This window comes from Hymenobacter seoulensis, assembly GCF_054780535.1.
On sequence record NZ_BAAGWD010000001.1, the window covers coordinates 371,510 to 397,928 of the forward strand.

Here is a 26,419-nt window from a genome sequence, read left to right on the forward strand (position 1 = left end):
ATAGTATAATCAAAAAGGGATACTACAAATGAAAAAAACCCAACCGCTTACGCAGTTGGGTTTCAAATAGTACAACTCTCAGGGATTTTACAGAATCCGAAGCTCTATGCGGCGGTTTTGCTGCCGATGCTCTTCTGTATCGTTTGTCATCAAGGGCTTGGTCTCGCCGTAGCCTTTAAAGCGTAACCGCTCAGCTTTCACACCTTGGCTAATGAGATACGTGTATACTGATTTTGCTCGGCTTTGAGACAAAAGGAAGTTGTCTTCATCTGAGCCTACGTCATCGGTGTGGCCCGATATTTCCACCTGTATTTCCGGGTATTGCTTCATAAAGCCCACCAACCGGTTCAGCTCTGTGCGCGACTTAGATTTGAGCTCAAACTTATTGGTATCGAAGAACAGGTTGTTGAGCACAATGCTGCGGCCTGAACGCACCGGCTCTAGGTAAATATCCAGCGTCAGCGGATCGAAATTCCGCTTATCGCTGAAGTCAAAGCTCAGGCTTTTCATCAAGTATTTGTCGGCGGCGGCGTACATGGCGTATTGCCGGCCTTCGTTCAACACCACGGTGTATTCCCCGTTTTCACTGTCAGACGACACATATTGCACCAGTTCATCTGTGTTCAGATCATACAACTGCACATCGGCCTGAATGGGCTTTTTCGTGAAAGCGTCGAATACCCGACCCTGCGTGTAGGTGCTGGTTTCGCGGGCGCGCATCTCCTTGGGTACGGCAAAGCCAAACAGCTCTACCGGACGGTCACGCTCCTGCTTCACGCCAGGTTCCGTAGCACGGGAGCGGGAACAAAAGCCTCTGCGGTTATCGGAGCTAATGAAAAGCGAGGCTTCGTTCTCGAAGGTGTTGAGAGGGTAGCCCAGATTTTGCGGCACACTCCATTTGGTTCCCCCAAGCTGCTCACAGCGGTAAATATCAAGCCCGCCCATGCCTACCAGCCCATCCGTGACATAATAGAGGGTAGTGCCGCTGGCATGGATAAAAGGAGCCATATCCTTGCCCGGCGTGTTCACAGGCTCACCCAGGTTTCGGGCCGGCGTCCAGTTACCGTCGGCGCCGAGGGTAGTAACGTAAATATCTTCCTGACCCTTTCCGCCGCGGCGCATGCTGGTAAAGTACAGCGTCCGGCCGTCAGCAGAAAGTGTGGGCTGCGAATCCCACTCCGGCGAGTTAACGTTACGACCTAAGTTTTGAGGTTTGCTCCAGGCATTGCCCGTCCGCCGGGAAATATACAGGTCGCAGTTGCCTACTGAGTTGGGTCGGTCGCAGGAAGCAAATACCAGGGTTTTGCCGTCGCCGGAAATGGTACCGGCACCTTCATTAAAGCTCGTGTTAATAGCTGGCGAAATGGAAGCCGGGGCGCCCATGGTACCATCGGGGTTTTGGCGGCTCACAAACAAGTCCTCGCCGCTTTCCAGCGTTGGCCGTCCGGTGAAGAGAAGGAACCGGCTATCGGCTGTCAGGGCCGGAAAGTACTGAAAGCGAAACGTGTTGAGGGGCTCAGCCATGCGCTCCGGCTGAATGCCATTAGGAGCCGCCATAGACTTCTGCGCAAACTCGCAGTTCAGCAGCTGCCGTTGGGCGCGGGGAATATTACGCTGCCCTTTCGCAGCTGTCTTCAGGTATTTTTTGTAGCTATCCGCCGCAATGGGGTATTCCCCAAACGTCATGGCCAACTCGCCCAGCGTGTAATAATCAGTGGCCCTGGTAGGGCTCAGCGGAATCTTGGAAATACCATCCCGGTAGGCCTCAAAAGCCGACCTGTTTTCGCCCATGGACTTGTATAGGGAGCCTTTCAACAGATACGGCTCGCCCAATGAGGGAAATTTCTCATTGAGCTGATTGAGCGTTTCAATGGCTTTGGCGAAGTCCCGGTCTTTGGCCTGCCCCTGGGCCTTCTCCCACAAGTTGCGGGCCTTGGTATTGGTAGTGGCGAGCTTGGTTTGCGCTACTGACCTAGTGGGCATCATCCCACCAACTGATAGCAACACCACAAACGAGACAGAAAGCAAACGGCGCATAAGCGGTAAAACGCTACGGGATGTCGAGGAACTTATGAGTTTGCAGGGAGACTTGCCACTGCGGATGAGCTTTTACGTAATCTACAATAAGGGGCATCATGTCGGTTGATTTGCTCCACTCGGGCTGCAAATAAAGCCGGCAATCGGGTCCCACTTGGGCAGCGTGTTGCTCTGCCCAAGCGAAATCGCTCTTATTAAACACAATGATTTTCAACTCATGTGCCGCCGCCAGCACCGACGGCAGCGGGGCCTTGAATTTCTTGGGCGATACGCAAATCCAGTCCCACTGGCCACTGAGCGGGTAGGCGCCACTAGTTTCAATCCAGGTGCGGCAACCGGCATTCTGCAACGCAGAAGTAAGCGGCCCCAATTCATGCATCAGCGGCTCACCACCCGTAATTACTACGTTGCGGCCCGGGTGAACCGTTACGGCTGCTACCAACTCAGTAATGGCATGACGCGGATGGGCATCCAGGGGCCAGGACTCCTTCACATCGCACCACACGCAGCCTACGTCGCAGCCGCCTAAGCGGATAAAGTAAGCAGCCCGGCCTGTGTTGTAGCCTTCGCCCTGAATAGTATAAAACTGCTCCATGACGGGCAGTGAAGGTGCTCCCCCTTGTGCCGGGGCAGCCGACGTAACGGGAAGTTCGTGCAGCAAAACAGGGTAGTCGGTAAAAAATAAGCCGGGCCGCCGGAACAGGTCAGACGCATGTGCATCTGGCCCCAAACCAACGGTCCGACATTAAAAGTAGTACACCGCCCCTAATTCTAAAAGCCTGAGGCGGTATTAATTGGATTTAAAAGGACGAAGTGCTGGTTGAAGCCCGCAGCGGCATGAAGCAGCTACCAGCCACACTAGGTTGTTACTTCGGGTAAACCTCGCCTTTGGCCGCACGCAACGTGTTGAGCAACAGCATGGCAATGGTCATGGGGCCAACCCCACCGGGTACCGGGGTAATGTAGGAGGTCAGAGGAGCTACCTCATCAAACTTCACATCGCCCTTCAGCGCCCACCCCGACTTTTTAGAGGCGTCTTCTACGCGGGTCGTTCCTACGTCAATTACCACTGCGCCCGGCTTCACCATGTCGGCGGTTACGAACTCCGGACGACCTAGGGCCGCCACCAGAATATCAGCCGTGCGGGTGATTTCTGGTAGGTTCTGAGTGCGCGAGTGACATAAAGTAACCGTGCAGTTACCAGGCTCTAAGTTCTTAGCTAGCAATATACTAACTGGCGTACCTACAATATTAGAACGCCCAATGACCACGCAATGCTTGCCGTCCGTCACTAGCTCGTAACGGCGCAGCAACTCCACTATGCCAGAGGGGGTAGCCGGCAGCAGAGCCGGTAGGCCTGCCACCATCCGCCCGATGTTCATCGGGTGAAATCCATCCACATCCTTTTCCGGCCGAATTGCCTCAATCACCTTCTCAGAGGAAATGTGGCGAGGTAAAGGCAGCTGCACAATGAAGCCGTCGATGCGGGCATCCTGGTTCAACTCCTCCACCTTGGCCAGTAGTTCGGCTTCGGTGATGTCGTCTTCGTAGCGTAGGAGCGTGCTCTCAAAGCCGACCCGCTCGCAGGCCAGTACTTTGTTGCGCACGTAGGTTTCAGAGCCCCCATCATGGCCCACCAGTATGGCAGCCAGATGGGGCACCTTCTCGCCGTTCGCCTTTAGCTGGGCAACCTCGGCAGCAATTTCCTCTTTAATGGCCTCGGCGGTTTGCTTGCCGTCGATGAGGCGGTAGGTAGTGGCGTCGGGGGCTGTGGTCATATTGGGTTTCTATGGTTAGGCTTTATCCTGCTGACTTTTTTCTTGGTGGGCGGCAATGGCAGCAGCACCCGAGGTTTGAAGCGCTTTTTCCATTACGGGCCAGTCGTCTCTCCACCGGAATTTACGCTCCTGTCCTTTGATTATCTTTTCCAGTTGTTCCTGGCTCGTACAGTTCTTGGTGAGGTTGTTAGACATGTGTTGGATGTATTAATCATACCACGCCGTGTCAAGAAGTGTATGAAGTGAAAAATTTGGAAACAGATACAAAAAAAACGCGCCCCAATGGGGCGCGTTCCACTATTTAATCGATTTTAAGGACGGCCAAGAAGGCCTCTTGGGGTATTTCAACGGAGCCTACTTGGCGCATCCGCTTTTTGCCTTCTTTCTGCTTTTCGAGCAGCTTGCGCTTCCGGCTGATGTCACCGCCGTAGCACTTGGCGATTACGTTTTTGCGCAGGGCCTTCACGGTTTCCCGCGAAATAATTTTTTGCCCGATGCTGGCCTGAATGGCAATTTCGAACTGCTGACGAGGTAGCAACTCCCGGAGCTTTTCGCAGAGGCGGCGGCCCCATTCGTAGCTCTTGGAGCGGTGCACAATGGCCGACAAGGCATCGACCTTCTCCCCGTTCAGCATAATGTCCAGCTTCACCATATCCGACTCGCGGAAGCCAATCAGCTCATAATCAAGCGAGGCATAGCCGCGTGAAATGGTCTTCAGCTTGTCGAAGAAGTCAAATACGATTTCCGACAGCGGCAACTCAAATGAAAGCTCCACCCGCTCAGAAGTCAGGTAGCTTTGGCCCTTGATGATGCCGCGCTTCTCCATACAGAGCGTGATGATGGGCCCTACGTAGTCGGCTGCTGTGATGATCTGAGCCTTGATGTAAGGCTCCTCAATGCGCTTGATCATGTTTGGCTCCGGCATTTCCGACGGAGCGTTGATGGTCAGGAGCTGATCCTTAGTGCCAGTGGCGTGGAACTGCACCGAGGGCACGGTGGTAATCACCGTCATATTGAACTCACGCTCCAGACGCTCCTGCACGATTTCCATGTGCAGCATGCCTAGGAAACCGCACCGGAAGCCGAAGCCCAGGGCCACCGACGTTTCCGGCTCCCACACCAGCGAGGCATCGTTGAGCTGGAGCTTTTCCATGCAGGAACGCAGCTCCTCGTACTCCGTCGTATCAACGGGATAGATACCGGCAAATACCATGGGCTTCACATCAGCAAAGCCTTGAATAGCTTCAGCAGTCGGCCGGGCCACGTGCGTGATGGTATCACCTACTTTTACTTCGCGGGCTTCTTTGATGCCCGAAATGAGGTAGCCTACGTTGCCGGCGCCAATTTCGAGGCGTGGCTCCTGGTTCAGGCCCAGGATACCAATTTCATCGGCGCCGTATTCCTTGCCGGTAGCCATGAACCGGAGCTTGTCGCCCTTGCGCATGGTGCCGTTCTTGATGCGAAACAGTACTTCGATGCCACGGTACGAATTGAATACCGAGTCAAAAATCAGAGCCTGCAGGGGTGCATCCGGGTCGCCGGCCGGGGCCGGAATCCGCTCACAGATGGCGTTCAGGATGGCTTCAATACCAATACCCGACTTACCCGACGCCGGAATAATCTCATCCCGGTCGCAGCCAATCAGGTCCACAATTTCATCCGACACTTCCTCCGGCATCGCGTGCGGCAGGTCGATTTTATTGAGAACCGGGATAATGGTCAGGTCGGAGCCGATGGCCAGGTATAGGTTCGAAATAGTTTGAGCCTCAATACCCTGCGAGGAGTCCACGATCAGCAAAGCGCCTTCGCAGGCCGCAATGGAGCGGGATACTTCGTAGCTGAAGTCAACGTGGCCGGGCGTGTCAATCAGGTTCAGCGTGTACATCTCCCCTTTATAGGGATACTGCATCTGAATGGCGTGGCTCTTGATGGTAATGCCCCGCTCCCGCTCCAGGTCCATGTTGTCGAGAAGCTGAGCTTGCATATCGCGCTTCGAGACGGTGCTGGTAAATTCCAACAGGCGGTCGGCCAGCGTGCTTTTACCGTGGTCAATGTGGGCGATGATGCAGAAATTGCGGATGTTCTTCACTAGAGGCGGTTTTTTCCGAAGGCGAAGGTACGAAGAATGGCATGGAAAAGCTAACTGGCACCTTGGGCCTGCTACGGCCGCATGCTTCAGTTCTAGCCTTGCGGGCAGCCTGAACCGCAAAAGCACTACCCCGCTACCACCCCAAGGCCGTGTGTTACAGACGAGTTTACTAGCCCCACTGGCTAACCAAAGTGGCAAAGCAGGCGGCTCAACTATACAATCGTCGCAAAGAGGGTATGTATTGTCGCAACTACTTGGTTGGGGTTAGACGAAAGCAGTATAGCGCCGTTGTAGAGTGCAACCGTTTTCACTTCATCTCCATTCCAAAACACCATGGGAATTACTCTTAAACAAGCCCAGCAGGCCGTGCAGGCAGCCCACGAGAAAGCCCTCGAAATGGGAGTCAAAATGAATATTGCCGTGGTCGACTCCGGTGCGAACCTCGTGGCCTTCATCCGCATGGACGATGCGTGGCTGGGCTCCCTCGACATTTCGATTAAAAAGGCCAAGACGGCCCGTTTCTTTGATATGCCCACGGGGGCCATCGGGGGCCTTTCGCAGCCTGGCGGCTCCTTGTATAACATTGAGCATTCCAACGGCGGCCTTATCACTTTCCCTGGCGGCATCCCCCTCAAGAACCACGAAGGCAACATATTCGGCGCCATTGGCGTGTCGGGCAGCACCGTGGAAGACGACCATGCCGTAGCGGAAGCCGGCGTACGAGCCCTGCAGGGAGAATAAGCGGCAGCACTCAGCTGTGTTCCATCATCTCAACTTGTAATTCTATGGCAAGCAACCGAGGCGTAGTATATCTGGGGCCGGGCAAGGTAGAAGTCCAGAACATTGACTTTCCTGAACTAAAAAACCCGAAGGGCCGAAAAATCACCCATGGCGTTATTCTAAAGGTAGTATCCACGAACATCTGCGGCTCTGACCAGCACATGGTGCGCGGCCGCACTACCGCACCCGCAGGGCTGGTGCTGGGCCATGAAATTACCGGCGAGGTAGTGGAGGCCGGCACTGATGTAGAGTTTTTGAAGAAAGGCGACCTAGTGTCGGTGCCATTTAATGTGGCCTGCGGACGCTGCCGCAACTGCAAGGAGCAACAAACTGGCATTTGCCTAACGGTAAACGAGGGCCGCGCTGGCGGAGCCTACGGTTACGTGGACATGGGCGGCTGGGTAGGCGGCCAGGCCGAATACGTGATGGTGCCCTACGCCGATTTCAACCTACTGCGCTTTCCCGACAAGGACCAGGCAATGGAAAAAATACGGGACCTGACGATGCTCAGCGACATTTTCCCGACGGGTTTCCACGGCGCCGTAAAGGCCGGCGTGGGCCCGGGCGCTACGGTGTATATTGCCGGGGCAGGTCCGGTAGGCCTGGCGGCGGCGGCATCGGCGCAATTGCTGGGCGCGGCGGTGGTGATTGTTGGCGACCTAAACAAAGCGCGTTTGGCGCATGCCCGCTCCTTTGGCTGCGAAACTGTGGACTTAACCGAAAACGCCACCCTAGCCGAACAGATAGCGCAGATTTTGGGTGTGCCGGAGGTAGATTGTGCCGTTGACTGCGTAGGCTTTGAAGCGCACGGTGAAGGCAAAACTTCTAAGGAAGAAGTGCCGGCCGCCGTACTCAACTCGCTCATGGAAATAGCCCGGGCCGGCGGCTCCATTGGTATTCCGGGCCTATACGTGACCGAAGACCCCGGCTCTAAAGACACAGCCGCCCAAAAAGGCAGCCTTTCTATTCGGTTTGGCTTGGGCTGGGCCAAAAGCCACTCCTTCTATACGGGCCAGACGCCTGTGCTCAGCTACAACCGCCAACTGATGCAAGCTATTCTATACGACAAAGTGCAGATTGCCAAAGCCGTGAACGTGGAGGTCATCAGCATGGACGATGCTCCGCGCGGCTATGAGGAGTTTGACAGCGGTGTGGCCAAGAAGTTTGTCATCAACCCGCACAACATGATTCCGGACGTAAAGCCGAAGGCCCGCCAAAAGGAAACTGCCTAGGCAACCCTACTGCTTAAACCTGCCCCCGCTCCACGCCAACTTGGTTGTGAGGCGGGGGCAGTTTGCGTCTAAAACAGAGGTAGTGCAACCGTAGGGAAAGGGCGTGTGCTCTTGTGGGCAGTTAGCCGAATTCCTCTTCCCTACTTCACTTATGCGTTTTCTATCCTGGGGGTTAGTGCCCGTCCTGTTGCTGCCGCTGCTTTCCGCCACGCCCCAGCAAGCTCCTATTACCGTGCTCGATGCCACTACTAAGGGCCCCGTGCCCTATGCCTCCGTTGGTATTCAGCACAAGTCCATTGGTACCGTGGCCGATGCCCTAGGTCATTTTTCAGCTGAAGTGCTAGCCGCCGCGGCTCCCACCGATACACTGGTGGTAAGCTGTGTTGGGTACCAGCCCCGGAAGCTGCTGGCGGGGCAACTGAGCCAGTTCCCCGACATCCAGCTCACACCGCTGGCAACCCAACTTACCGAAGTAGCCATCCGGCACGGTAAGCTGCATCCCAAAGTACTAGGCCGCGAGGCTACCGGAGGTATGGCCTACCTCAGCACGGGAGCAGTGAAGGATAGTGTATCCCGTAATAAACGAGGCCGGGAAATTGGTACCTTTTTAACCCCGTCGGATAACTGCTTTGTTGATGAGTTTGCCCTGTATGTGGCACATAATACCTTCCGCTTCGTACGCTTTCGGCTGATGCTGTACGATGTAAAAGATGGACGTCCTACTACCCTGCTCTCCAACCAAGACATGCAGTTTGTGGTAGGCGACCAAGTGACGGGTTGGGTGAAAGTAGACCTGCGTCCTTTTAATTTGCACCTGAAGAAACATCAGAAGATTGCCCTTGCCCTCCAATGGCTCGACAATGATGAACCCATGGGGCCAGGCAAGTACTTGAGTATACCCGCTGCATTTCCAGCGCCCTTGCACCGCACCTACACCCGCGACAAAAGCGAGGCAACGTGGCAATCATTTCCTGTAAACCCCAGCATGCAGCTGCGCGTGCAGGCCTACACAGACTAGAAAGGTGTGGCCACGGTGTACGCTTGGGAGAGACCTAGTAAAAAAGCTGAACCTTAACGGAACGCGAGCAGGAGCGTAAACTCCTGGGTGACTGATTTGCACTAGCCCCTCCATCTACCCAAACCCTCCCCTCATGAGCCTGCAACTGAATCCCGAAGCCGTGAAGTTTGCCAAACAACTAATCCAGGATGGCAAGCTCAAAAACGACCAAGGCCACTGGGGCCAGCACAACCCCGATACCAGCCAAGAAAATAAGTTTCTGGAAAAACATGAAATAGCCGAGTATGGCCAGTGGCACCTGGGCCTCGATAAAAGCAAAGGCGAAGACACCAAAGGCCGCTACCATTTTCCCTACGGCGACTTCAAAACCGTGCACCGCGACGGCCTAATTGCGGCCAAAGAACGTGCCGCTCAGCAGGGCTACTCCGATATCGAAAAAGCCGCTGATGAGCTGCTGCAAGCGCTGGAGAAAAAGGCGGCCAAGTAATTACTTCTGACGTAAAATACCCTGACACCTGGGCCGCTGGCAAGCAGCCCGGGTGTTTTTCTTGTGTTTGTAGCTTCCGTTCTATTCCATGCCTAGTACCGCGCTAGTTTAGCTAGTAGCAACCTACCCCGCTGGCGTCGCGCTGTGCTTTCCTTCCTGAATGCGTCTTACCCTCCTCCTTTTCCTGCTTGTCTTCTGCCTAGTAAGCAGCAGCCTGCGCGCCCAAACGCTCATCATCGAGGGCCGCGTCCTGAACTTCAGCACCGGCGAGCCGGTACCCTTTGCCACCCTAGGTGTCCCCGGCCGCAGCATCGGCACCGTTGCCGATGAGCAGGGCCGCTACCTGCTCCGGCTTCCGGGCCTCACCGATACCCTGATTGTGTCCAGCGTTGGCTTTACGCGGGAGGTAGTGCCGCCAGCTGCATTAGCTTCCGGCAAGCGCGAGTTCCGCCTGGCCCCACTAGAGCAAGCGTTGCGCGAAGTAACCGTGCAGCACCGCCGCGTGCACCCAGGGTTACTAGGCCGTAATAAGGCCAAAGGCGACATTTTTTGGATGGGCGGTTCCAGCGGCAAAGAAACCGTAGATGACGAATGGGGCTGGGAGTTCGGCACCCTGCTCAAACCCACTAAGCGCACGTACTTGGAGGAGTTCCACGTGTTTCTGTCGGCAAATACCTACGAACAGCTCCGCTTCCGCCTGAACCTCTATGCCGTAGAGCAAGGCCGCCCGGGCCGCCTGCTGGTTTCGCAGGATATCCAGCTCCTGTGCACCAACAAGCAGCGCGGCTGGCTTACCCTCGACTTACGCCCCTATGAGCTGCAGCTAGAGGCGCAGCCGGTAATTGCTACCATTCAGTGGCTGCAAAGCGAAAAAACTAACCCCGAAGACAAGTACTTCTCCATCCCCGTCACGCGCCAACCCAAGCAAGTGGTAGTAGAGCGCGAAAACAGCGAAGCCGCCTGGACCATCCACGCCATGCAGCCCAGCCTGTATTTTACGGTGATGACTGAATAGCCTTGGCGCTAGGCTACTATTCAACTCGCTTCAGTTATCTCGCTAAAGCTGCTATGACTATTATACTTCTGGTTTAAGGCCCACATATAACCTGCCCGCACTACCAGCACTAGATACAGAAACAGCAAAACTACGGGGATGGTCAGATGGTTGCCGTCAAGGACAACTATTATGGCGTACCAACCCACCAATACCAACCCAATACCACAAAGGACTTCGGTCAAAATAGCTCGCCCAGTGTAAACGGATGGTACTTCAAACAACTGCCCACTCAGCTTAGCCGGTCGTAAAACCAGCAGCAATACGAGGTTGAGCACCGGCCAGCATGCAAGCAAGCCTACCGTGCCATACATGACCGGAATGGCAATGGAATCGGCAAAGGGTGGAAAGTCTCCCCGGACAGCTCGGTAGTGGTAGTACCAAAGCAGGTCCGCAAAAAGAACAACCCATCCAGCGTTGAGCCATATAAAGAATTGCCGCTTGCTTGGGGCGCCCAGCTGCCGCAGTTGCGTAACGGTTCGTAAACGTTTACCAATAACAAATGCTAGTAGAGTGAGGCTAGCTACAGCAATGCCCGATCCGACATCTAATAGCTCATTTCGATTGGTGCGTAGCGCATTCTCATTCTTATAAAAAGCGGCCTTCATTTCCTGATATGAACCAAGCTGGTGATAGTGCGAGAACACCTCCTGTATGGTTTTACCGTTTTTATAAACCGGCATCTGGCTTGCGTATAACCATATAGCGGCGCCTAGAAGTGCGAAACCAAATAATCCCGTTCGTAGATTCATAACTAATAGCAGATCTAAGGTTGGCCGAATATATAGGCAACCTTTGCCTTTTCTACGACAGGTCATCAGCTAAAAGCCCCGGACTACTGCGCCGGGGCTTTTTTCGTACCTTCGCTACCCCAAATTCCACCCCCAACCCTCCGCGCTATGCACCCAGCTCCCGTAGCTCCTTATAAGCCGCAGAACCATATCCGCATCGTGACGGCGGCTGCCCTGTTTGATGGGCACGATGCCGCCATCAACATTATGCGCCGCATCATCCAGAGCAGCGGCGCTGAGGTTATTCACCTGGGCCACAACCGCTCGGTGCAGGAAATCGTGGACTGCGCCATTCAAGAAGATGCGCAGGCCATTGCTATTACCTCCTACCAAGGCGGCCACAACGAGTACTTCAAGTACATGCACGACCTGCTGAAGGAGCGCGGCGCGGGGCACGTGAAAATCTTTGGTGGCGGCGGCGGCGTAATTCTGCCCACCGAAATTGAAGACCTAGAGGCCTACGGCATTACCCGCATCTACTCCCCCGACCACGGCCGCGCCATGGGCCTGCAGGGCATGATCAACGATCTGCTCCAAAAGTCGGACTTCCCCACGGGCCAGAACCTGAACGGTGAGGCCGGCCACGTGAAGGAGAAAGATGCCCGCAGCATTGGCCGCCTGATTTCTGCCGCTGAGAACTTCCCCCAGGAGTTTGAGCGCGTGAAAGGCCAGCTGATTGCCGACTTTCAGAAATCGGAGTTTGGCTCTGACCAGCGCATCAATGCCGCTTCTTCGGAGCCGCGGAAAGCGCCTATTCTGGGTATCACGGGTACGGGTGGTGCGGGTAAGTCGAGCCTGGTAGATGAGCTAGTGCGCCGCTTCCTGCTCGACTTCCCGGAGAAGACCATTGCCATCATATCCGTTGACCCCAGCAAGCGCAAAACCGGCGGCGCCCTGCTCGGCGACCGTATCCGGATGAACTCCATCAACTCGCCGCGCGTGTACATGCGCAGCCTTGCCACGCGCCAGAGCAACCTCGCCCTGAGCCGCTACGTGCAGGATGCCGTGGATGTGGTACGCGCCGCCGACTTCGACCTGATCATCCTCGAAACCTCGGGCATTGGCCAGTCTGACACCGAAATCATCGAGCACTCCGATGCCAGCCTGTATGTGATGACGCCCGAGTACGGCGCCGCCACCCAGCTGGAGAAAATCGACATGCTCGATTTCGCCGACGTCATTGCCCTCAACAAGTTTGATAAGCGCGGCGCTCTTGATGCCCTGCGCGACGTGCGCAAGCAGTACCAGCGGAATCACCAGCTTTGGGAAAAGCCATTGGACGAGATGCCCGTATTCGGCACCATCGCCTCGCAGTTCAACGACCCGGGCATGAACCGCCTCTACCGTGCCGTACTAGCTACCGTAGAAGCGAAAACCGGAGTACCGTTTGCCTCGCACCTGGAAACGACCACCGAGGACTCGGAGAAGATTTATATCATTCCGCCCCACCGCACGCGTTACCTTTCTGAAATAGCCGAAACCAACCGCCAATATGATCAGTGGGTCCAAAAACAGTCTGACACAGCGCAGCAACTCTACGGCATCCAGCAAGCCATCGGAGCCGTCCATAGTCTCGGGAACAACGCCGCTGGAGGACATGGCACCGGGAACGGCAGCCACGGATCCGAATCAGGAGGGCTCGTGGCCGGCCTGGAGAGCACCTTCGAGGAGATCAAGCTCCGGCTGGACGGCCAAAACTGGAAACTCCTGGAAACCTGGCCGCAAAAGGTAGCCGCCTACAAAGCCCCCGAGTTCATCTTTAAGGTGCGCGACAAGGAAATCCGCATCCAGACGCACACCACTAGCCTCTCTAACCAGCAGATTCCCAAAGTAAGCCTCCCCCGCTACACTGCGTGGGGCGACTTATTGCGTTGGCAGTTGCAGGAAAACGTGCCCGGTGAGTTCCCTTACACTGCGGGCGTATTCCCGTTCAAGCGCGAAGGCGAAGACCCTACTCGTATGTTCGCGGGCGAAGGCGGACCCGAGCGCACGAACCGCCGCTTCCACTACGTATCGGCAGGCCTACCGGCCAAACGCCTGAGCACGGCCTTCGACTCCGTAACGCTCTACGGCGAAGACCCCGACCACCGGCCCGACATCTACGGCAAAATTGGTAACGCCGGCGTGAGCATTGCCTGCCTCGATGATGCCAAGAAGCTGTACTCCGGCTTCAACCTGGCCAACCCCACCACGTCGGTGTCGATGACCATTAACGGTCCGGCCGCTACACTGGCTGCCTTTTTCATGAACGCGGCCATCGATCAGCAGTGCGAGCTCTACATCAAGGAGAATGGCCTGGAGGAAGAAGTAAACCAGAAAATCGAGGCTATCTATAAGGACAAAGGCGTAACGCGCCCCAGCTACCAGGGCGAGCTGCCCGCCGGCAACGATGGCCTGGGCCTGATGCTGCTCGGCGTGACCGGCGACCAGGTACTACCCCTCGATGTGTATCAAACCATCAAGGTGCGTACGCTCAGCCAGGTGCGCGGCACCGTGCAGGCCGATATTCTGAAGGAAGATCAGGCCCAGAACACTTGCATCTTCTCTACGGAGTTTGCCCTGCGCCTCATGGGCGACGTGCAGGAATACTTCATCAAGGAGAAGGTTCGCAACTTCTACTCGGTGTCTATTTCCGGCTACCACATTGCTGAAGCCGGCGCTAACCCCATTACCCAGCTGGCCCTCACGCTCAGCAATGGCTTCACCTTTGTGGAGTACTACGTGAGCCGAGGCATGGATGTGAACGACTTCGCTCCTAACCTATCGTTCTTCTTCTCCAACGGCATCGACCCGGAGTACGCCGTAATTGGCCGCGTGGCGCGCCGCATATGGGCCAAGGCCATGAAGCTGAAATACGGCGCCAACGCCCGCTCGCAGATGTTGAAATACCACATCCAGACCAGCGGCCGGAGCCTGCACGCCCAGGAAATCGACTTCAACGATATCCGCACCACACTGCAAGCCCTCTACGCCATCTACGACAACTGCAACTCCCTGCATACCAACGCTTACGATGAAGCCATTACCACGCCCACTGAGGAATCGGTGCGCCGGGCCATGGCCATCCAGCTTATCATCAACCGCGAGCTAGGCCTGGCCAAGAACGAGAATCCGCTGCAAGGCTCCTTCATCATCGAAGAGCTGACGGACCTAGTAGAGGAAGCCGTACTGCTGGAGTTTGACCGCATCACGGAGCGCGGCGGCGTGCTCGGAGCCATGGAAACCATGTACCAGCGCGGCAAGATTCAGGAGGAAAGCATGCACTACGAGATGCTCAAGCACACGGGCGAGTATCCCATCATTGGTGTAAACACCTTCCTTTCCTCAAAAGGCTCGCCCACGGTCATTCCAGCCGAGGTTATCCGGGCCACAGAGGAGGAAAAGCAGTTCCAAATCACGATGCTCCAGAATTTGCACGCCCGCAACCAAGGCACCGCCGAGCAGCGCCTGAAGCAGCTGCAGCAAGTAGCCATTGCCAACGGCAACCTCTTCGAGGAGCTTATGGAAACCGTGAAGTTCTGCTCCCTAGGCCAAGTAACCAATGCCTTGTTCGAGGTAGGCGGCCAGTACCGCCGGAATATGTAATTGGCTAACTTATGCTAGCGCAAAAGGGTGCTACCTCGCTGGGGTAGCACCCTTTTTGTCTTTTTGTTGAGGTCATAATGTGTGGAATGACTTTCTGGGTGACACATCTAGCAAGTAGGCAATTGCGTAAAGGCCCCCGAATACGTGTGGCTTTACCTGTTTGCACTTTGGAGAATGAGTCTACTAACAATGCTTTTGGTGCTGGTCACCTTTTCATCACCTCAAGAGCAAACTGAAATACCGGCTCAGGCTCCCGATTCGACAGCCCTCTATACCAAGCGACGCATAGTACTACCTGAGGTGCCCCAGCGCGGCCGTATCCTCGACCGCCGCGACTCAGTATTAGTAGCTACTCGCCCACAGTACCTCCTCAAACTGCCACGCCGTCCGCCGCTCGATACCCTCGCGCTAGGCCAGTTGCTGGGTTGGGGCCTCACTACCATGCGCAAGCGCATTGCCGATGCCCTGCCGTATGAGGAAGCACCGGCTGGCTATCCGGTACAGCTACGGCTTACAGCCGCTGAAGCGACGCGTGTACGCCGCAAGAGCCGCGAATGGCCTACGCTCACCCTCACGGAAAGCCGCCAGCGTGCCTATACCACCAGCGTGGGCGCCCACGTGCTGGGCTACTCAAGTGCCGAGGCCGAGGCTTTCTATTCCCAGGCAAAGCGCTACCGTCGGGGTCGTTTCTACCAGCTGCGCAATGGAGGTATTGAGGGGTACTATAATGGCATACTCAATGGGCACCGAGGGGTACTACACCCTTTAGTAGATGAACAGGGCCAAAAGCAGGGCAATTGGGCCCCTGACACGGCTTTTCAACAAGGTCAGGATATATACCTAACCCTTGACGTGAAGCTACAGGCCTATGCCGAACAACTACTAGGCCGACGCAAAGGCTACCTGATAGCCCTGGACCCGCGCACCGGCGAAATTCTGGCCTACGTATCGGCGCCCCTATACAAGCCCGCCACCATCACGGCGCCCGATTTAGCCGGGGTGCGCGCCAAGCTTCTGCAACAGGAAGGCATGCCGTTGATTAACCGTCCGGCCATGCGCGCCAACCCACCCGGCTCGGTGTTTAAGCTAGTAAATGCCGCCGTGGCCTTGCAACTAGGCTCTATCAGCCCCACTACCGGTTTCCGCTGCGACCAGAAGCTTGTCAGCTGTGTGCATCGCCACCCCGCACCTAGTAACCTAACCGCCGGGCTGAAGTACAGCTGCAACCCCTACTTTTATCAGGTAATGGGGAGACTCATCAACCACGTGCCCGATAGCCTGGTGCAGGATACCGTAGCCGCCCGCCATGCCAACCTGGCCCTCTGGCGGCGCTATGTTCGCTCGTTTGGGCTGGACTCAGTGCTAGGCGTAGATGTGCCGCGCGAGGCTCCGGGCTTCCTCCCCACTCCTGAATACTATGATAAAGCCCGAGGCACCACCCGCTGGAGGTACCGCTCCATCTATTCGCTCAGCATCGGACAGGGTGAAATCAACCTCACGGGCCTGCAAATGGCCAATATGGTGGCCATCATTGCTAACCGAGGTTGGTACTACACGCCTCACCTAGTGCGCAGCGTCGGGGACGGCGGGCCACTGCCTCGCTTTACCGAAAAACGGTATACCCTTGTTGATAGCACTCATTTCGCAGCCCTGGTACCCGGCATGGTAGCTGTGATGCAGAAAGGCGGAACCGCTGATGCTTCTAGTCTGGAAGACGTGGGCATTACGGTGGCGGGCAAAACCGGCACCGTCGAAAACGATGAAGGTGATGACCATGCCGCCTTTGTGGGCTTTGCGCCGGCCGATAATCCTCAAATTGCCGTGGCGGTATATATCGAGAATGGCGGATTTGGAGCTGACGCCGCTGCACCTTGTGCTGCCTTGGTAATAGAGAAACATCTACGCGGCAGCATCGCGCCCAAGCGCAAACGGTGGGAAGCGCGCATTCTGAGCCAGGCCCGGCACGGGTATTAGGAAGCTAAAAGAAACTCAATTGCCTGGCTGGGGCATGGCATTTTACCAAAGGCGAAACCAAACAGGCGCCTCGCAGCAGCTTGTGTCAGTTCCTGTTGCAAGGGTATAAACGTAGCTGCCTTGCATTCGTGCACTGTTATGAGCGCCGCCAACTTCTGGCAATTGTTTAGCTTTACCCCATGCGCTTGGCTTTCAATTTGTGGGGAAAATGTTCACTAGCCCTGCTCGTAGGCTTAGCCGCCTGCTCCTCTCCTACCCAACAACCTGACGTACCCACCAAAGACCCTAAAACGGGTGAGGTATATTCGCGGCAACGCGTTGTTGTGGATGATTCTCTTATCCGGGGCCGCATCCTCGACCGCTACGACTCCGTGTTGGTAGATACCCGCTCTGTATTTCTGCTAACGCTGCCACGCCGCCCACCGCTCGATACTCTGGCCCTAGGCCTGTTGCTGGGCTGGGATTCCACAACGGTCCGGCAGCGTATTGCAGATGCGTTACCCTATGAGGAAGCACCGGCCGGATACCCCGTTCAGCTCCGTGTAACTGCGGCCGAAGCCAAGCGCGTGCGCCGCGACAGCGCCGATTGGCCTATGCTTATAGTAACAGAGCGCCGCCAGCGCGTGTATAATGCCGCCGCGGGGGCGCCGGTGTTGGGCTATAGAAACAGCGAGGCACAGGCCTTCTACCGCCAGGCCAAACGCTACCGACGCGGCCGCTTCTATAGGCTGCGCAACGGCGGAGTGGAAACCTACTACAACGGTCTGCTCAACGGTCGGCACGGCTTTCTGCACCCGCTGGTAGATGCCAAAGGCATACAGCACGGCACGTGGGCCAAGGATACTACCTTTCAGCAAGGCCAGGACCTGCATCTGACTCTGGATGTCAAGCTACAGGCTTACGCCGAAAAGCTGCTGGGAGGCCGCAAGGGCTACCTCGTGGCCCTGGATCCGCGCACCGGCGAAATCCTGGCCTACGTATCGGCACCGGTGTACGATCCGGCTACCATTACGGCGCCCGACCAGGCTGGTGTGCGGGCTAAGCTGCTGGAACACGAGGATATGCCGCTGCTGAACCGCCCGGCCATGCTGGCCAATCCGCCGGGCTCCGTGTTTAAGCTGGTGAATGCCGCCGTGGCCTTGCAACTAGGTGCCATTACGCCCGAAACCGCCTTTCGCTGCGACCAGTCCTTGGTGAGTTGTGTGCATGACCACCGTCCGGGCAAAAACCTGACGGCAGGCCTCAAATACAGTTGCAACCCGTACTTCTACCAGGTGATGCAAAGTTTCATAAACCGCATGCCCGACAGCGTGGCGGTGGTAGATACGGTAGCCGCCAGCCACGCCAACCTAGCCCAGTGGCGGCGCTACGCCCGCTCGTTTGGGCTGGACTCAGTGCTAGGCGTAGATGTGCCGCGCGAGGCGCCCGGCTTCTTGCCTACCCCGGCGTATTACGACAAGGCCCGCCGCACCACTCGCTGGACGTACCGCTCTATTTACTCGCTCAGCATCGGCCAGGGCGAAATCAACCTGACGGGCCTGCAAATGGCTAATATGGTGGCCATCATTGCCAACCGAGGTTGGTACTATACCCCCCACCTAGTGCGCAGTGTTGGGGACAGTGGACCGCTGCTGCGTTTTCGCGAAAAACGGTACACCCTTATTGATAGCATTCATTTCGCGGCCCTGGTACCCGGTATGGTAGCTGTAATGCAGAAGGGCGGCACCGCTGATGCCTCCAGCCTCGCCGATGTGGGTATTACAGTGGCGGGCAAAACCGGCACCGTCGAAAACGACGAGGGTGATGACCACGCTGCCTTCGTGGGCTTTGCCCCAGCCAATAACCCTAAAATAGCCGTAGCAGTGTACATCGAAAATGCAGGCTTTGGGGCCACTGCCGCTGCACCCTGCGCCGTAATGGTGATGGAAAAGTACCTGCGCGGCAGCATCGCGCCCAAGCGCAAACGGTGGGAAAAGCGCATCCAGAACCGCGCCCGACGTGAGCAGTGAAGTGCCCACCCATAGTTTGTAGGCTTATGGCATAAAACAACGCCCGCTTTCTGCGAACAGAGAAGCGGGCGTTGTCAGATAAAAAGAGCTGTCTACTTTACCGGAGCGGTGGTGGCTTTCTGCCGGCGGGCTTCCTCCTGCTGATAAAGGGCTAGTTCCTTGCGGTAAGGGGCATAATTCCACTCTCGCCGCGCAGCTACGGCAGTATGCTCAGCTGCTATAATAGCTGCAGTCTGCTCCACCGTGAGAAATGAGGTGGTTGAATCTGCCAACAATGCCGTGCGGCGCTCCTCCAGCAAGGTTTCTAAGGCCTGTATCTCGGCCCCACCAGCACCTTTAAATGTGGTTGCGTCCGTGCGCTTGCAAGGAATTGTCTGGCCACGGTAAGACAAGGCAGTTACTCCGCGACCTAGCGCGGGAGTTGCGGTAGCCTCGGTGGGCGCTTTCTTGTCAAGGGCAGCAGCTTTAGCAGGCTTTTTCTTGTGCCTGGAGGCTAAGGTAACGGCGGCACTAGCAGCCCGGGCCCCATAAATAAAGCCCATCTGGGCCTGGGCCTGAACACTTGCAACAAGGAGAAAAAGGGTTAAAAATGTATTTCATATAAAAAAGTATGGTGCTGAAGCGGCAAGCTACTCACAAGAAGGCACTGCGCTAAGCCTAAGGGGGAATCACATCTATCAATTTGTGCTTACCACCTCTATTACAAATTATCTATATAGCTTGCCACGAGTTTCCTCCTATTCTTTCTACACTTATTACCACACTATGCAAATCAGACATCGTCTTGTCTTCCTTGTGATGCCAGCGGCTGCCTTGCTACTGGCGGCTGCCTCCTTTCCGGCCCCTGTGGGCGCGCCGCCTGCCACTTTTACCCAAGGCATCATTACCACTAGGGTATCATTGCCGGGCAACCCCTTTGATAAGCTACTCAGTCAGATTGACCCAGCTAAGGGCAATGTGCAGGCGCAAATGCAGCAACTAGCTATGCGCATGACGCCGGCTGAGCAGCAGCAGTTTCAGGCCGAGGCCGCAAAGCTTGACCCGGCCATGGCAATGGGCGCCATGATGTTACCCCGCAAAGGCACGATTTACCTGCGGGGCCAGGAAGCACGCGTCAGTACCGATGGCCTGTCGTACCATTTGGAAAACTACTTCGACGGGGCCAAAAACAGCGGGATACTGCTTCTGACAGCTCAGGCCAGCCCGGAGCAGGTGGCGTATAGCTACAATGCTGCTACTCTGAAAAAAAGCTGGCAAACCATTGTGGTAACGGAAGAAGACTACACCCTGAAAACCACCACTGAAACCAGCCTAGTAGCCGGGTACCCCAGCCTGAAAACTACCTACACCCTGAAACCTGGAGCCGCCGCTTCGGCAACAAATAAGCCGGGAGCTACGGGCCAAAAGCCAGTTGCCCTGGACGTCTGGACCTCGGCCCAGATTCCGCAGATGCTGAATTTTGCCCATCCCGTGTATGTCAAGGAAAAGCATGGTATTACAAAGCTGATTGTGTATTTCGATAAGGAGCGCAAGCAGCGGATGCTATATGAGTTTGCCAGCGTGCAGCTCAAACCCGTGACCTCACAGGACCTACAGATCAAAGCCACAACCCCCATCCTCGACTACGCCAAAGACGAGCTGCAAATCGGGATGAAGTCGTTGGCCATTATGCTGGGCGGCGGCGGTATGCAGCAGTCGGAAGCGGCACCCGACGAAGACTAGCACATACGCCTCCTGCCCTTGCGGCCACGGCCCGCTTCTTACCTAGGAGCGGGCCGTGGTATGTATACCCTATTCATTCGATGGCCTTTGCACTCTCCCGTAGCTAGCACTGGGGTACCCCACTCTGTCTTGACATTGACTTGAGTTTGGGCTTACCTGCTAGGCTTCTCTAAAAAGCTTTTCTATTGACCCTACCACTACTTGTTCGCATGCGTTTTTACTTTGTTATTGGGTTTGTCCTGCTAGGCAGCCTAGCGGCTTGTAGCCGTGCACCATACGCTGTGTTGCCTGCTACTTCGGCCGTCCACCAACCCGTAGCTACCGTTGCCGCTCCTGTTGCTCTTACTTCAATTTCAGGGCTCTCCGCTACTACTAGCCCAACAGCTGCTCCTGAGAGGGCCAAGACGGCCACCCGTCCTGCTGCTAGCCATCGGCTACGCCAACCAGTTCTGCCCAAAGTAAAGGCCTATGCTCGTTTGGCAGCTCCACTGCGACAACTAGCGCTACGCCCTATTCGGCCCCAGACTACTAATACAGCAGCTACTCAACGTGTCTCCTCGCCTAGCTCATCAGTACTAGCAGCCTTGGGGTTAATTGTAGCTGTTTGTGCCGGAGTTGTATTTCCTATATATGCATGGTTAGGAGCTGGTGCGCTGCCGCTTTCAGTATTAGTTCTCCTTTTCATCGGGGGCGTACTTCTAGCCTACAGCCATTTCCGAAAGAAGTAGCCCGTGTGTTTTCAGGAGCATTGTGGACGTGTGCATACGGTATTGCTCCTTTTTTATTAGCGCTGGCTGAAGTAGACTTGGCGGCGGTTTGGTTAATAGTAGTACCTAGCAGCTTCTGGCACGCTCCCTATCCTTATTTCTTCCCTTATGGTTACTACCCTCACTATTGCTCCCAACTCTGCCCAGCCTTTAACCGTCAATCGGTTGGGTTATGGCACCATGCGCCTGACGGGCCCGGATATTTGGGGCGAACCGGCCAACCGCTCCGAAGCGCTACAAATTCTGCGAACGGCGGTTGAGTTGGGCGTGAACTTCCTGGATACCGCTGACTACTACGGCGAGGACGTCACGAACCGACTGCTTGTAGAAGCCCTGTACCCGTACTCCCAGGACCTGGTGATTTGCACCAAGGTGGGTGCCACCCGCCGCCCCGATAAAAGCTGGGTGCCCTATAACCGGCCCGAAAACCTGCGGGCCAGCATTGAAAATAACCTGCGCACCCTGAAGCTAGAACAAATTCAGCTGGTACACCTGCGCCTGATGGGCCACGGCCCGGTGCCGCTGAACGAGCAATTGGGCGCCATGTTCGAGATGCAGCAGCAGGGCCTGATTCAGCACGTAGGCCTGAGCAATATAACCCGCCAGGAGTTGGAGGCCGGACTGCAACTAGGCGAAATTGCTACCGTAGAAAACATGTACAGCTACGCCCAACGCACCACAGTGCAGCTGCCGCACGGGGCCAACCCCGGCGGCGAGGAAGTGCTGGACCTCTGCGAGCAGCGCGGCATACCGCTTATTCCCTTTTTCTCCCTCATTCACGGCCTGCCCAAGGCGGGCAATAAGCTGGCGGAAATAGCCCGGAAGCACCACGCTACAGAAGCTCAACTTAACATTGCCTGGTTGCTGCACCGCTCCCCCTGGATATTGCCCATTCCGGGCACTTCTTCGTTGGCGCACCTGCGGGAAAACCTGCAGGCCGCCAATATCCGGCTGAGCACCGAGGATATGGCGGACTTGGGATAAAGCCCTTTCACTTTCCTGGGCTGTGCGGACAGCAAACGCAAAAGCTCGTGCTGAAAAGCACGTCATGCTGCGCTAACTGAAGCATCTCGCGTGCTGATGGTGAGGTATCATTTCAACAATTCGAGCAAGATGCTTCGACTCCGCTCAGCATGATCGTTGCTAGGCCGCTATTCGCAAGCAAGACGCTTTAGCTAGCGCAACATGACGTGCTTTTCAGCAGGACGTTCTTTTTACTTCAGGAGAGCTTTACAGTCTACACCCTAGCTCTAGCAACAATTTGCCGCTTATCCACCGGCTTGTTTTGGAGGGTACGATAGTAGCTACAGCCGGTTTGCGACGGTTACGGACCTAGCCTTTTTTGCACTGCAACAACTGTCCTTCAGCTTCGTTTTGGCTTGAAACCGATGAAAGCGTCCATTAAATTACCGGCCTGTTTTGCTATGTCGACCTGGATTTTAACTAGTACCCTATCCTTACGTAGCCAAATGAAACGCATCCTATGGATTAGTATGGTGGCCTTGCTAATGGCGGGGCCAGTGCGGGCACAATCTCTGGCAGGCATCTGGCAAGGTGTAGAAACCGACACCGGGGAGCCAGGCGAGACCTGGCCGGCCGTGCTCCGGTTGCAGAAAAGTGGCGGCGCGGGCTTGTTTGGGGTGCTGTATCAGGAAGTGGGCGGACAGCCGGCCGTTACGGTCACGTTTCAGGTGAAGGGCACCCAATCGGCTACCAGTCTGCGGCTCGAGCATCAGCAGAAGCTCAGCGAAACCGGGCGCACTCCCGGCTCTTATTGGTGCGAAGGTTTCATCACGTTCACCTATGATCCAGCCCTGGAGAAGCTGACCGGCCGCGCTACGTACCAACCCATCGGCGACTGCGACAAAGGCACCTTTACGTTTTACCGCATCAAGCTGAAATCGGCGGCTACGGTACCTGCGGGCACCGAAAGCACCATTCGGGTATCGGGCCGCAACGTGCTGTGGTTTGCTGACGCGGAGTTGAAACAGCCCGTGAACACAGGCAACACGTTCCGGACCAAGCTCAGCAAAACCACTACCTTCTATCTGACGCAAAGCTTCTACCCCACCAGTCAGAGCTCAGCGGTGCCCATTACCATAAAGGTTACTGGCGCCTCCCCTCCCAAACCCAAACCGGCCAGTCCGGCCCCCGCACCTTCCCGGCCCGATACAGCACGGCAGCAAGCACCAGCGCCCATTCTGGCTCCTACACCGGTCGTACTGCCCACCGTCTTGTTTAAGCTTGGCACCCCTGAGTTGCTGCCCGAAGGCATTCCGGCTCTTGACCAGCTGGCTGCGGAGCTGAAAGCGCGCCCTACGCTGAAACTGCGCATCGCCGGCCATACCGATAAGATTGGTGAGCCCGAGAAAAACCAACTGCTCTCGGAGCAACGCGCGGAAGCCGTAAAAGCCTACCTCGTAAAAGCCGGTATTGCAGCCGAACGCCTCAGTACCATCGGCTACGGCGATTCGCGCCCGCTCCACCCCTCGCCCGATGCCCGCAACCGACGCGTGGAAGTAGCGCAGGTTGAGTAGCAGTTTGATTTTTTTACTAGCCTAGTCCGCGGCGGTCTGTACTACAGGCCGCCGTTTTCGCTATGTCTGGTCTCGGCCTTAATGAACACTTTAGGTTTTTGGCGGGGCTAGTCGGCAGATGCCTGGTAACGCTCTACCCAGCACCTTGCACGCGTTCTGTCAACTGGTTGGCCACATTTCATTGATATATAACAGTTGGCCACCTCCTTTTCCGGACGAGAACATAGTATTCATTTTCACTAGGCAACCAATCAGCTGCTTGCTCCGAGTAGTACACCAGAGCATCCGCATGTCGCTAGGCCTTTCATACGGCTAAGGACTAGCCCCTGCAAGCGGAACTATGTATTCGGTGCGGCAGACTCTCCTGCTGCGTTACACTCACCTGCATGAGCGGGAATCGATGTCGAGGTACTGTTTCACTTTACTACCGCAAGAAGATGAAAACTTTTACGCACATTCTGATTGGGCTGGCGCTGCTCTTTATGGGCGTTTCGGCACAAGCCGCCACCGTAATTATCAAGGTTGGGGACAATTTTTACGACCCCATTCAAGTAACTATTCAGCCCGGTGACGTAGTTACGTGGCAATACGAGGGCGGAAGTGCCACTCACCCAACGGCCTCCGATAATGCTGCCTGGCCCACGTTCACCATCAACACGGCCACGCCAACCAAATCCATCACGTTTTCTGCTGCTGGCTCATTCCCCTATCACTGCACCTTCCATGGGGGGCCAGGCGTGGGCATGTACGGCCGAATCACGGTAGCCACTGTTACCCCCGTGCGCGCTGCTGATTTGGCCGCGGAAGCATTTCGCTGCTACCCCAATCCGGCCCACGAGCAGGTAACGGTGCAGCTAAAAGAAGACTTGGGCTCTTCGCCGAAATCGATTCAGGTGTTTGATGTGCGCGGCACCCTAGTACGCCGAATGGACGTGCGCGCGGCGTTACCCAAGCAGGAGCTTTCCATGGACGTAGCCGATTTGCCCGGCGGCTTTTACCTCTACTGCCTCATCATGAACAATGCGGTTGTAGCGCGGCAACGTCTAGTGATAACACACTGACATACAGAACTGAACTACCGTGAATGGGTATTTCAGCGGCAGATGCTTTTGGGGTCAACTGGAAAGCGCCTACGGTAGGTAGCTGAACTGGACACCAGCTAGGTTTGGTATGTACCCGCCAATTTACTGGGCATCGGAGTGGTTTAAAGTGGGCAGAAGACAGGGACAACCGAAGCTACAGCAACTAGAAAAATGCTTGTCTATTTTTCGGTTGCGGGCCGGCGGCAGGTGGGCGAGTTTTGCAATCATCACCTAAGTGCCATCCATCTACTTCCTGCCCTGCTGTATGCTTCCGACTCTAGAAACCACCGCTGCCGAGTGCTACCAGGCGCTGGTAGCCAAAGATGCCTCGTATGAAGGGCGCTTTATTGCGGCCGTAAAAACCACGGGCATTTTCTGCCGCCCGACCTGCACGGCCCGCAAGCCCAAACCCGAAAACGTGGAGTTCTTTGCCACTACCAAAGAAGCGCTGCTGCATGGCTACCGCCCCTGCAAAGTGTGCACACCCCTCACCGCCCGCGACACTACCCCACTGTTTATTCACCACCTGCTGCAGCAGCTCAGTGCGCAGCCCAGCGTCAAAATCACTGATTATAGCCTGCGCCAGCAGGGGCTGGAGCCCGCCACCGTGCGGCGGTGGTTTTTGCGCCAGCACGGCATCACCTTCCAAGCCTACCAGCGCCTGAACCGCATCAACCTGGCCTTCAAGAAAATTCAGAACGGCGACACGGTTACGGCGGCGGCCTTCGATAGTGGCTTTGAGTCGTTGAGCGGGTTTCAGGAGTCGTTTAAAGCTGTATTTGGCGTAGCTCCCACCCGGAGCAGGCAGCAGCAGGTCCTGAACCTCACGCGCCTGGAAACGCCCTTGGGTACCATGCTGGCCTGCGGCACAGAACAGGGAATTTGCCTGCTAGAGTTCACGGACCGGCGCATGCTGGAAACCGAACTAAAAGACCTGACCAAGCGGCTCAACGCTACCCTCGTGCAAAGCGACAACCCCCATTTTGCCTTACTCCGTGCGCAGCTGGCCGAGTACTTTGCCGGCACCCGCCACGAGTTTACCGTGCCCCTGGTTACGCCTGGCACCGAGTTTCAGCAGGCCGTGTGGCAGGAACTGGGCCGCATTCCGTATGGCACTACCCGCTCCTATGGGCAGCAGGCGGTGGCGCTGGGCCGGCCTGGTGCCGTGCGGGCAGTGGCTACAGCCAACGGCATGAACCGCGTGGCCATCATCATTCCCTGCCACCGCGTCATTGGGGCCGATGGGCACCTGACGGGTTACGCGGGCGGGCTCTGGCGTAAGCAGTGGCTGCTGGAACTGGAGCAGCGGCACCGTCTGACAACGGCTGTAGCTTCCTGAGTACATGTGGCCAAGTGGTAGCGCCAGGCATTTCGGTACGCTCTCCTGCCCTAGCCCTTACTTTGCGGCCAACCCAACTTCGGGGTGCACTGGGGTTGGGGCACTTTGCAGAGAACAGCAACTTAGGCTACAAAAACG

The 26,419-nt window shown here is 56.2% G+C and carries 20 protein-coding genes; 13 read left to right on the forward strand and 7 right to left on the reverse strand.

Going from position 1 to position 26,419, the window contains the following annotated elements; translation table 11 throughout:
• Nucleotides 1–87 precede the first annotated feature (87 nt).
• The 5 genes from ACYVHC_RS01690 to lepA form a co-directional block, all read right to left on the reverse strand.
• Entirely contained in the window at nt 88–2,037 is a 1,950-nt protein-coding gene (locus ACYVHC_RS01690; protein ID WP_460611923.1) for an OmpA family protein, read from the reverse strand.
• Between the two features lie 13 nt (nt 2,038–2,050).
• Nucleotides 2,051–2,698: a 7-carboxy-7-deazaguanine synthase QueE gene (locus tag ACYVHC_RS01695; protein ID WP_460611924.1), complete on the reverse strand. Its 648-nt coding sequence runs from the start codon at nt 2,696–2,698 to the stop codon at nt 2,051–2,053.
• A 205-nt stretch (nt 2,699–2,903) separates the two neighbouring features.
• Nucleotides 2,904–3,815 (reverse strand): bifunctional 5,10-methylenetetrahydrofolate dehydrogenase/5,10-methenyltetrahydrofolate cyclohydrolase, encoded by a 912-nt coding sequence (locus ACYVHC_RS01700; protein ID WP_460611925.1) that lies wholly within the window; start codon nt 3,813–3,815, stop codon nt 2,904–2,906.
• Nucleotides 3,816–3,830: 15 nt separating this feature from the next.
• A complete protein-coding gene (locus ACYVHC_RS01705; protein ID WP_460611926.1) occupies nt 3,831–4,010 on the reverse strand; it encodes a hypothetical protein in 180 nt (59 codons plus the stop codon).
• A 106-nt stretch (nt 4,011–4,116) separates the two neighbouring features.
• Nucleotides 4,117–5,904 (reverse strand): elongation factor 4, encoded by a 1,788-nt coding sequence (lepA, locus tag ACYVHC_RS01710; protein WP_460611927.1) that lies wholly within the window; start codon nt 5,902–5,904, stop codon nt 4,117–4,119.
• A gap of 333 nt (nt 5,905–6,237) precedes the next feature.
• On the opposite strand from lepA, the gene ACYVHC_RS01715 reads away from it, so the two are divergent.
• From ACYVHC_RS01715 to ACYVHC_RS01735, 5 genes are all read left to right on the forward strand, one after another.
• Nucleotides 6,238–6,645, forward strand: a complete 408-nt coding sequence (locus tag ACYVHC_RS01715) for a GlcG/HbpS family heme-binding protein (protein WP_460611928.1) — start codon at nt 6,238–6,240, stop codon at nt 6,643–6,645.
• Nucleotides 6,646–6,689: 44 nt separating this feature from the next.
• Nucleotides 6,690–7,916 carry a formaldehyde dehydrogenase, glutathione-independent gene (gene fdhA, locus ACYVHC_RS01720; protein WP_460611929.1) on the forward strand — a complete coding sequence of 409 codons (1,227 nt, stop codon included), beginning with the start codon at nt 6,690–6,692 and terminating at the stop codon, nt 7,914–7,916.
• Nucleotides 7,917–8,067: 151 nt separating this feature from the next.
• Complete coding sequence (locus ACYVHC_RS01725; protein WP_460611930.1) at nt 8,068–8,934, forward strand: carboxypeptidase-like regulatory domain-containing protein; 867 nt, start codon at nt 8,068–8,070, stop codon at nt 8,932–8,934.
• Nucleotides 8,935–9,067: 133 nt separating this feature from the next.
• Nucleotides 9,068–9,421, forward strand: a complete 354-nt coding sequence (locus ACYVHC_RS01730) for a hypothetical protein (protein ID WP_460611931.1) — start codon at nt 9,068–9,070, stop codon at nt 9,419–9,421.
• Nucleotides 9,422–9,581: 160 nt separating this feature from the next.
• Entirely contained in the window at nt 9,582–10,436 is an 855-nt protein-coding gene (locus ACYVHC_RS01735; protein WP_460611932.1) for a carboxypeptidase-like regulatory domain-containing protein, read from the forward strand.
• 20 nt (nt 10,437–10,456) lie between these two features.
• On the opposite strand, the gene ACYVHC_RS01740 is transcribed toward ACYVHC_RS01735, so the two are convergent.
• Nucleotides 10,457–11,227: a hypothetical protein gene (locus ACYVHC_RS01740; protein ID WP_460611933.1), complete on the reverse strand. Its 771-nt coding sequence runs from the start codon at nt 11,225–11,227 to the stop codon at nt 10,457–10,459.
• Nucleotides 11,228–11,374: 147 nt separating this feature from the next.
• Here ACYVHC_RS01740 and ACYVHC_RS01745 point away from each other — a divergent pair, with 147 nt between their 5' ends.
• The 3 genes from ACYVHC_RS01745 to ACYVHC_RS01755 all read left to right on the forward strand — a co-directional run bounded on the left by ACYVHC_RS01745 (nt 11,375) and on the right by ACYVHC_RS01755 (nt 18,834).
• The gene (locus ACYVHC_RS01745; RefSeq protein ID WP_460611934.1) at nt 11,375–14,851 is read left to right on the forward strand and encodes a methylmalonyl-CoA mutase family protein; all 3,477 of its coding nucleotides are present in this window, start codon (nt 11,375–11,377) and stop codon (nt 14,849–14,851) included.
• A gap of 174 nt (nt 14,852–15,025) precedes the next feature.
• Entirely contained in the window at nt 15,026–16,825 is a 1,800-nt protein-coding gene (locus ACYVHC_RS01750) for a peptidoglycan D,D-transpeptidase FtsI family protein (protein ID WP_460611935.1), read from the forward strand.
• 323 nt (nt 16,826–17,148) lie between these two features.
• Nucleotides 17,149–18,834: a peptidoglycan D,D-transpeptidase FtsI family protein gene (locus ACYVHC_RS01755; protein ID WP_460611936.1), complete on the forward strand. Its 1,686-nt coding sequence runs from the start codon at nt 17,149–17,151 to the stop codon at nt 18,832–18,834.
• A gap of 92 nt (nt 18,835–18,926) precedes the next feature.
• Here ACYVHC_RS01755 and ACYVHC_RS01760 read toward each other — a convergent pair whose 3' ends face one another.
• On the reverse strand, nt 18,927–19,376 hold the full coding sequence (locus ACYVHC_RS01760) for a hypothetical protein (protein ID WP_460611937.1): 450 nt from the start codon (nt 19,374–19,376) through the stop codon (nt 18,927–18,929).
• Nucleotides 19,377–19,599: 223 nt separating this feature from the next.
• Between ACYVHC_RS01760 and ACYVHC_RS01765 the strand changes: the two genes are divergently transcribed.
• The 5 genes from ACYVHC_RS01765 (at nt 19,600) to ACYVHC_RS01785 (ending at nt 26,281) form a co-directional block, all read left to right on the forward strand.
• Entirely contained in the window at nt 19,600–20,556 is a 957-nt protein-coding gene (locus ACYVHC_RS01765; RefSeq protein ID WP_460611938.1) for a hypothetical protein, read from the forward strand.
• Nucleotides 20,557–21,431: 875 nt separating this feature from the next.
• Nucleotides 21,432–22,307 (forward strand): aldo/keto reductase, encoded by an 876-nt coding sequence (locus tag ACYVHC_RS01770; RefSeq protein WP_460611939.1) that lies wholly within the window; start codon nt 21,432–21,434, stop codon nt 22,305–22,307.
• Between the two features lie 485 nt (nt 22,308–22,792).
• Nucleotides 22,793–23,860, forward strand: a complete 1,068-nt coding sequence (locus ACYVHC_RS01775) for an OmpA family protein (RefSeq protein WP_460611940.1) — start codon at nt 22,793–22,795, stop codon at nt 23,858–23,860.
• A 437-nt stretch (nt 23,861–24,297) separates the two neighbouring features.
• Nucleotides 24,298–24,921 carry a T9SS type A sorting domain-containing protein gene (locus ACYVHC_RS01780; RefSeq protein WP_460611941.1) on the forward strand — a complete coding sequence of 208 codons (624 nt, stop codon included), beginning with the start codon at nt 24,298–24,300 and terminating at the stop codon, nt 24,919–24,921.
• Between the two features lie 286 nt (nt 24,922–25,207).
• Nucleotides 25,208–26,281, forward strand: a complete 1,074-nt coding sequence (locus ACYVHC_RS01785; protein ID WP_460611942.1) for a bifunctional transcriptional activator/DNA repair enzyme AdaA — start codon at nt 25,208–25,210, stop codon at nt 26,279–26,281.
• Nucleotides 26,282–26,419 lie beyond the last annotated feature (138 nt).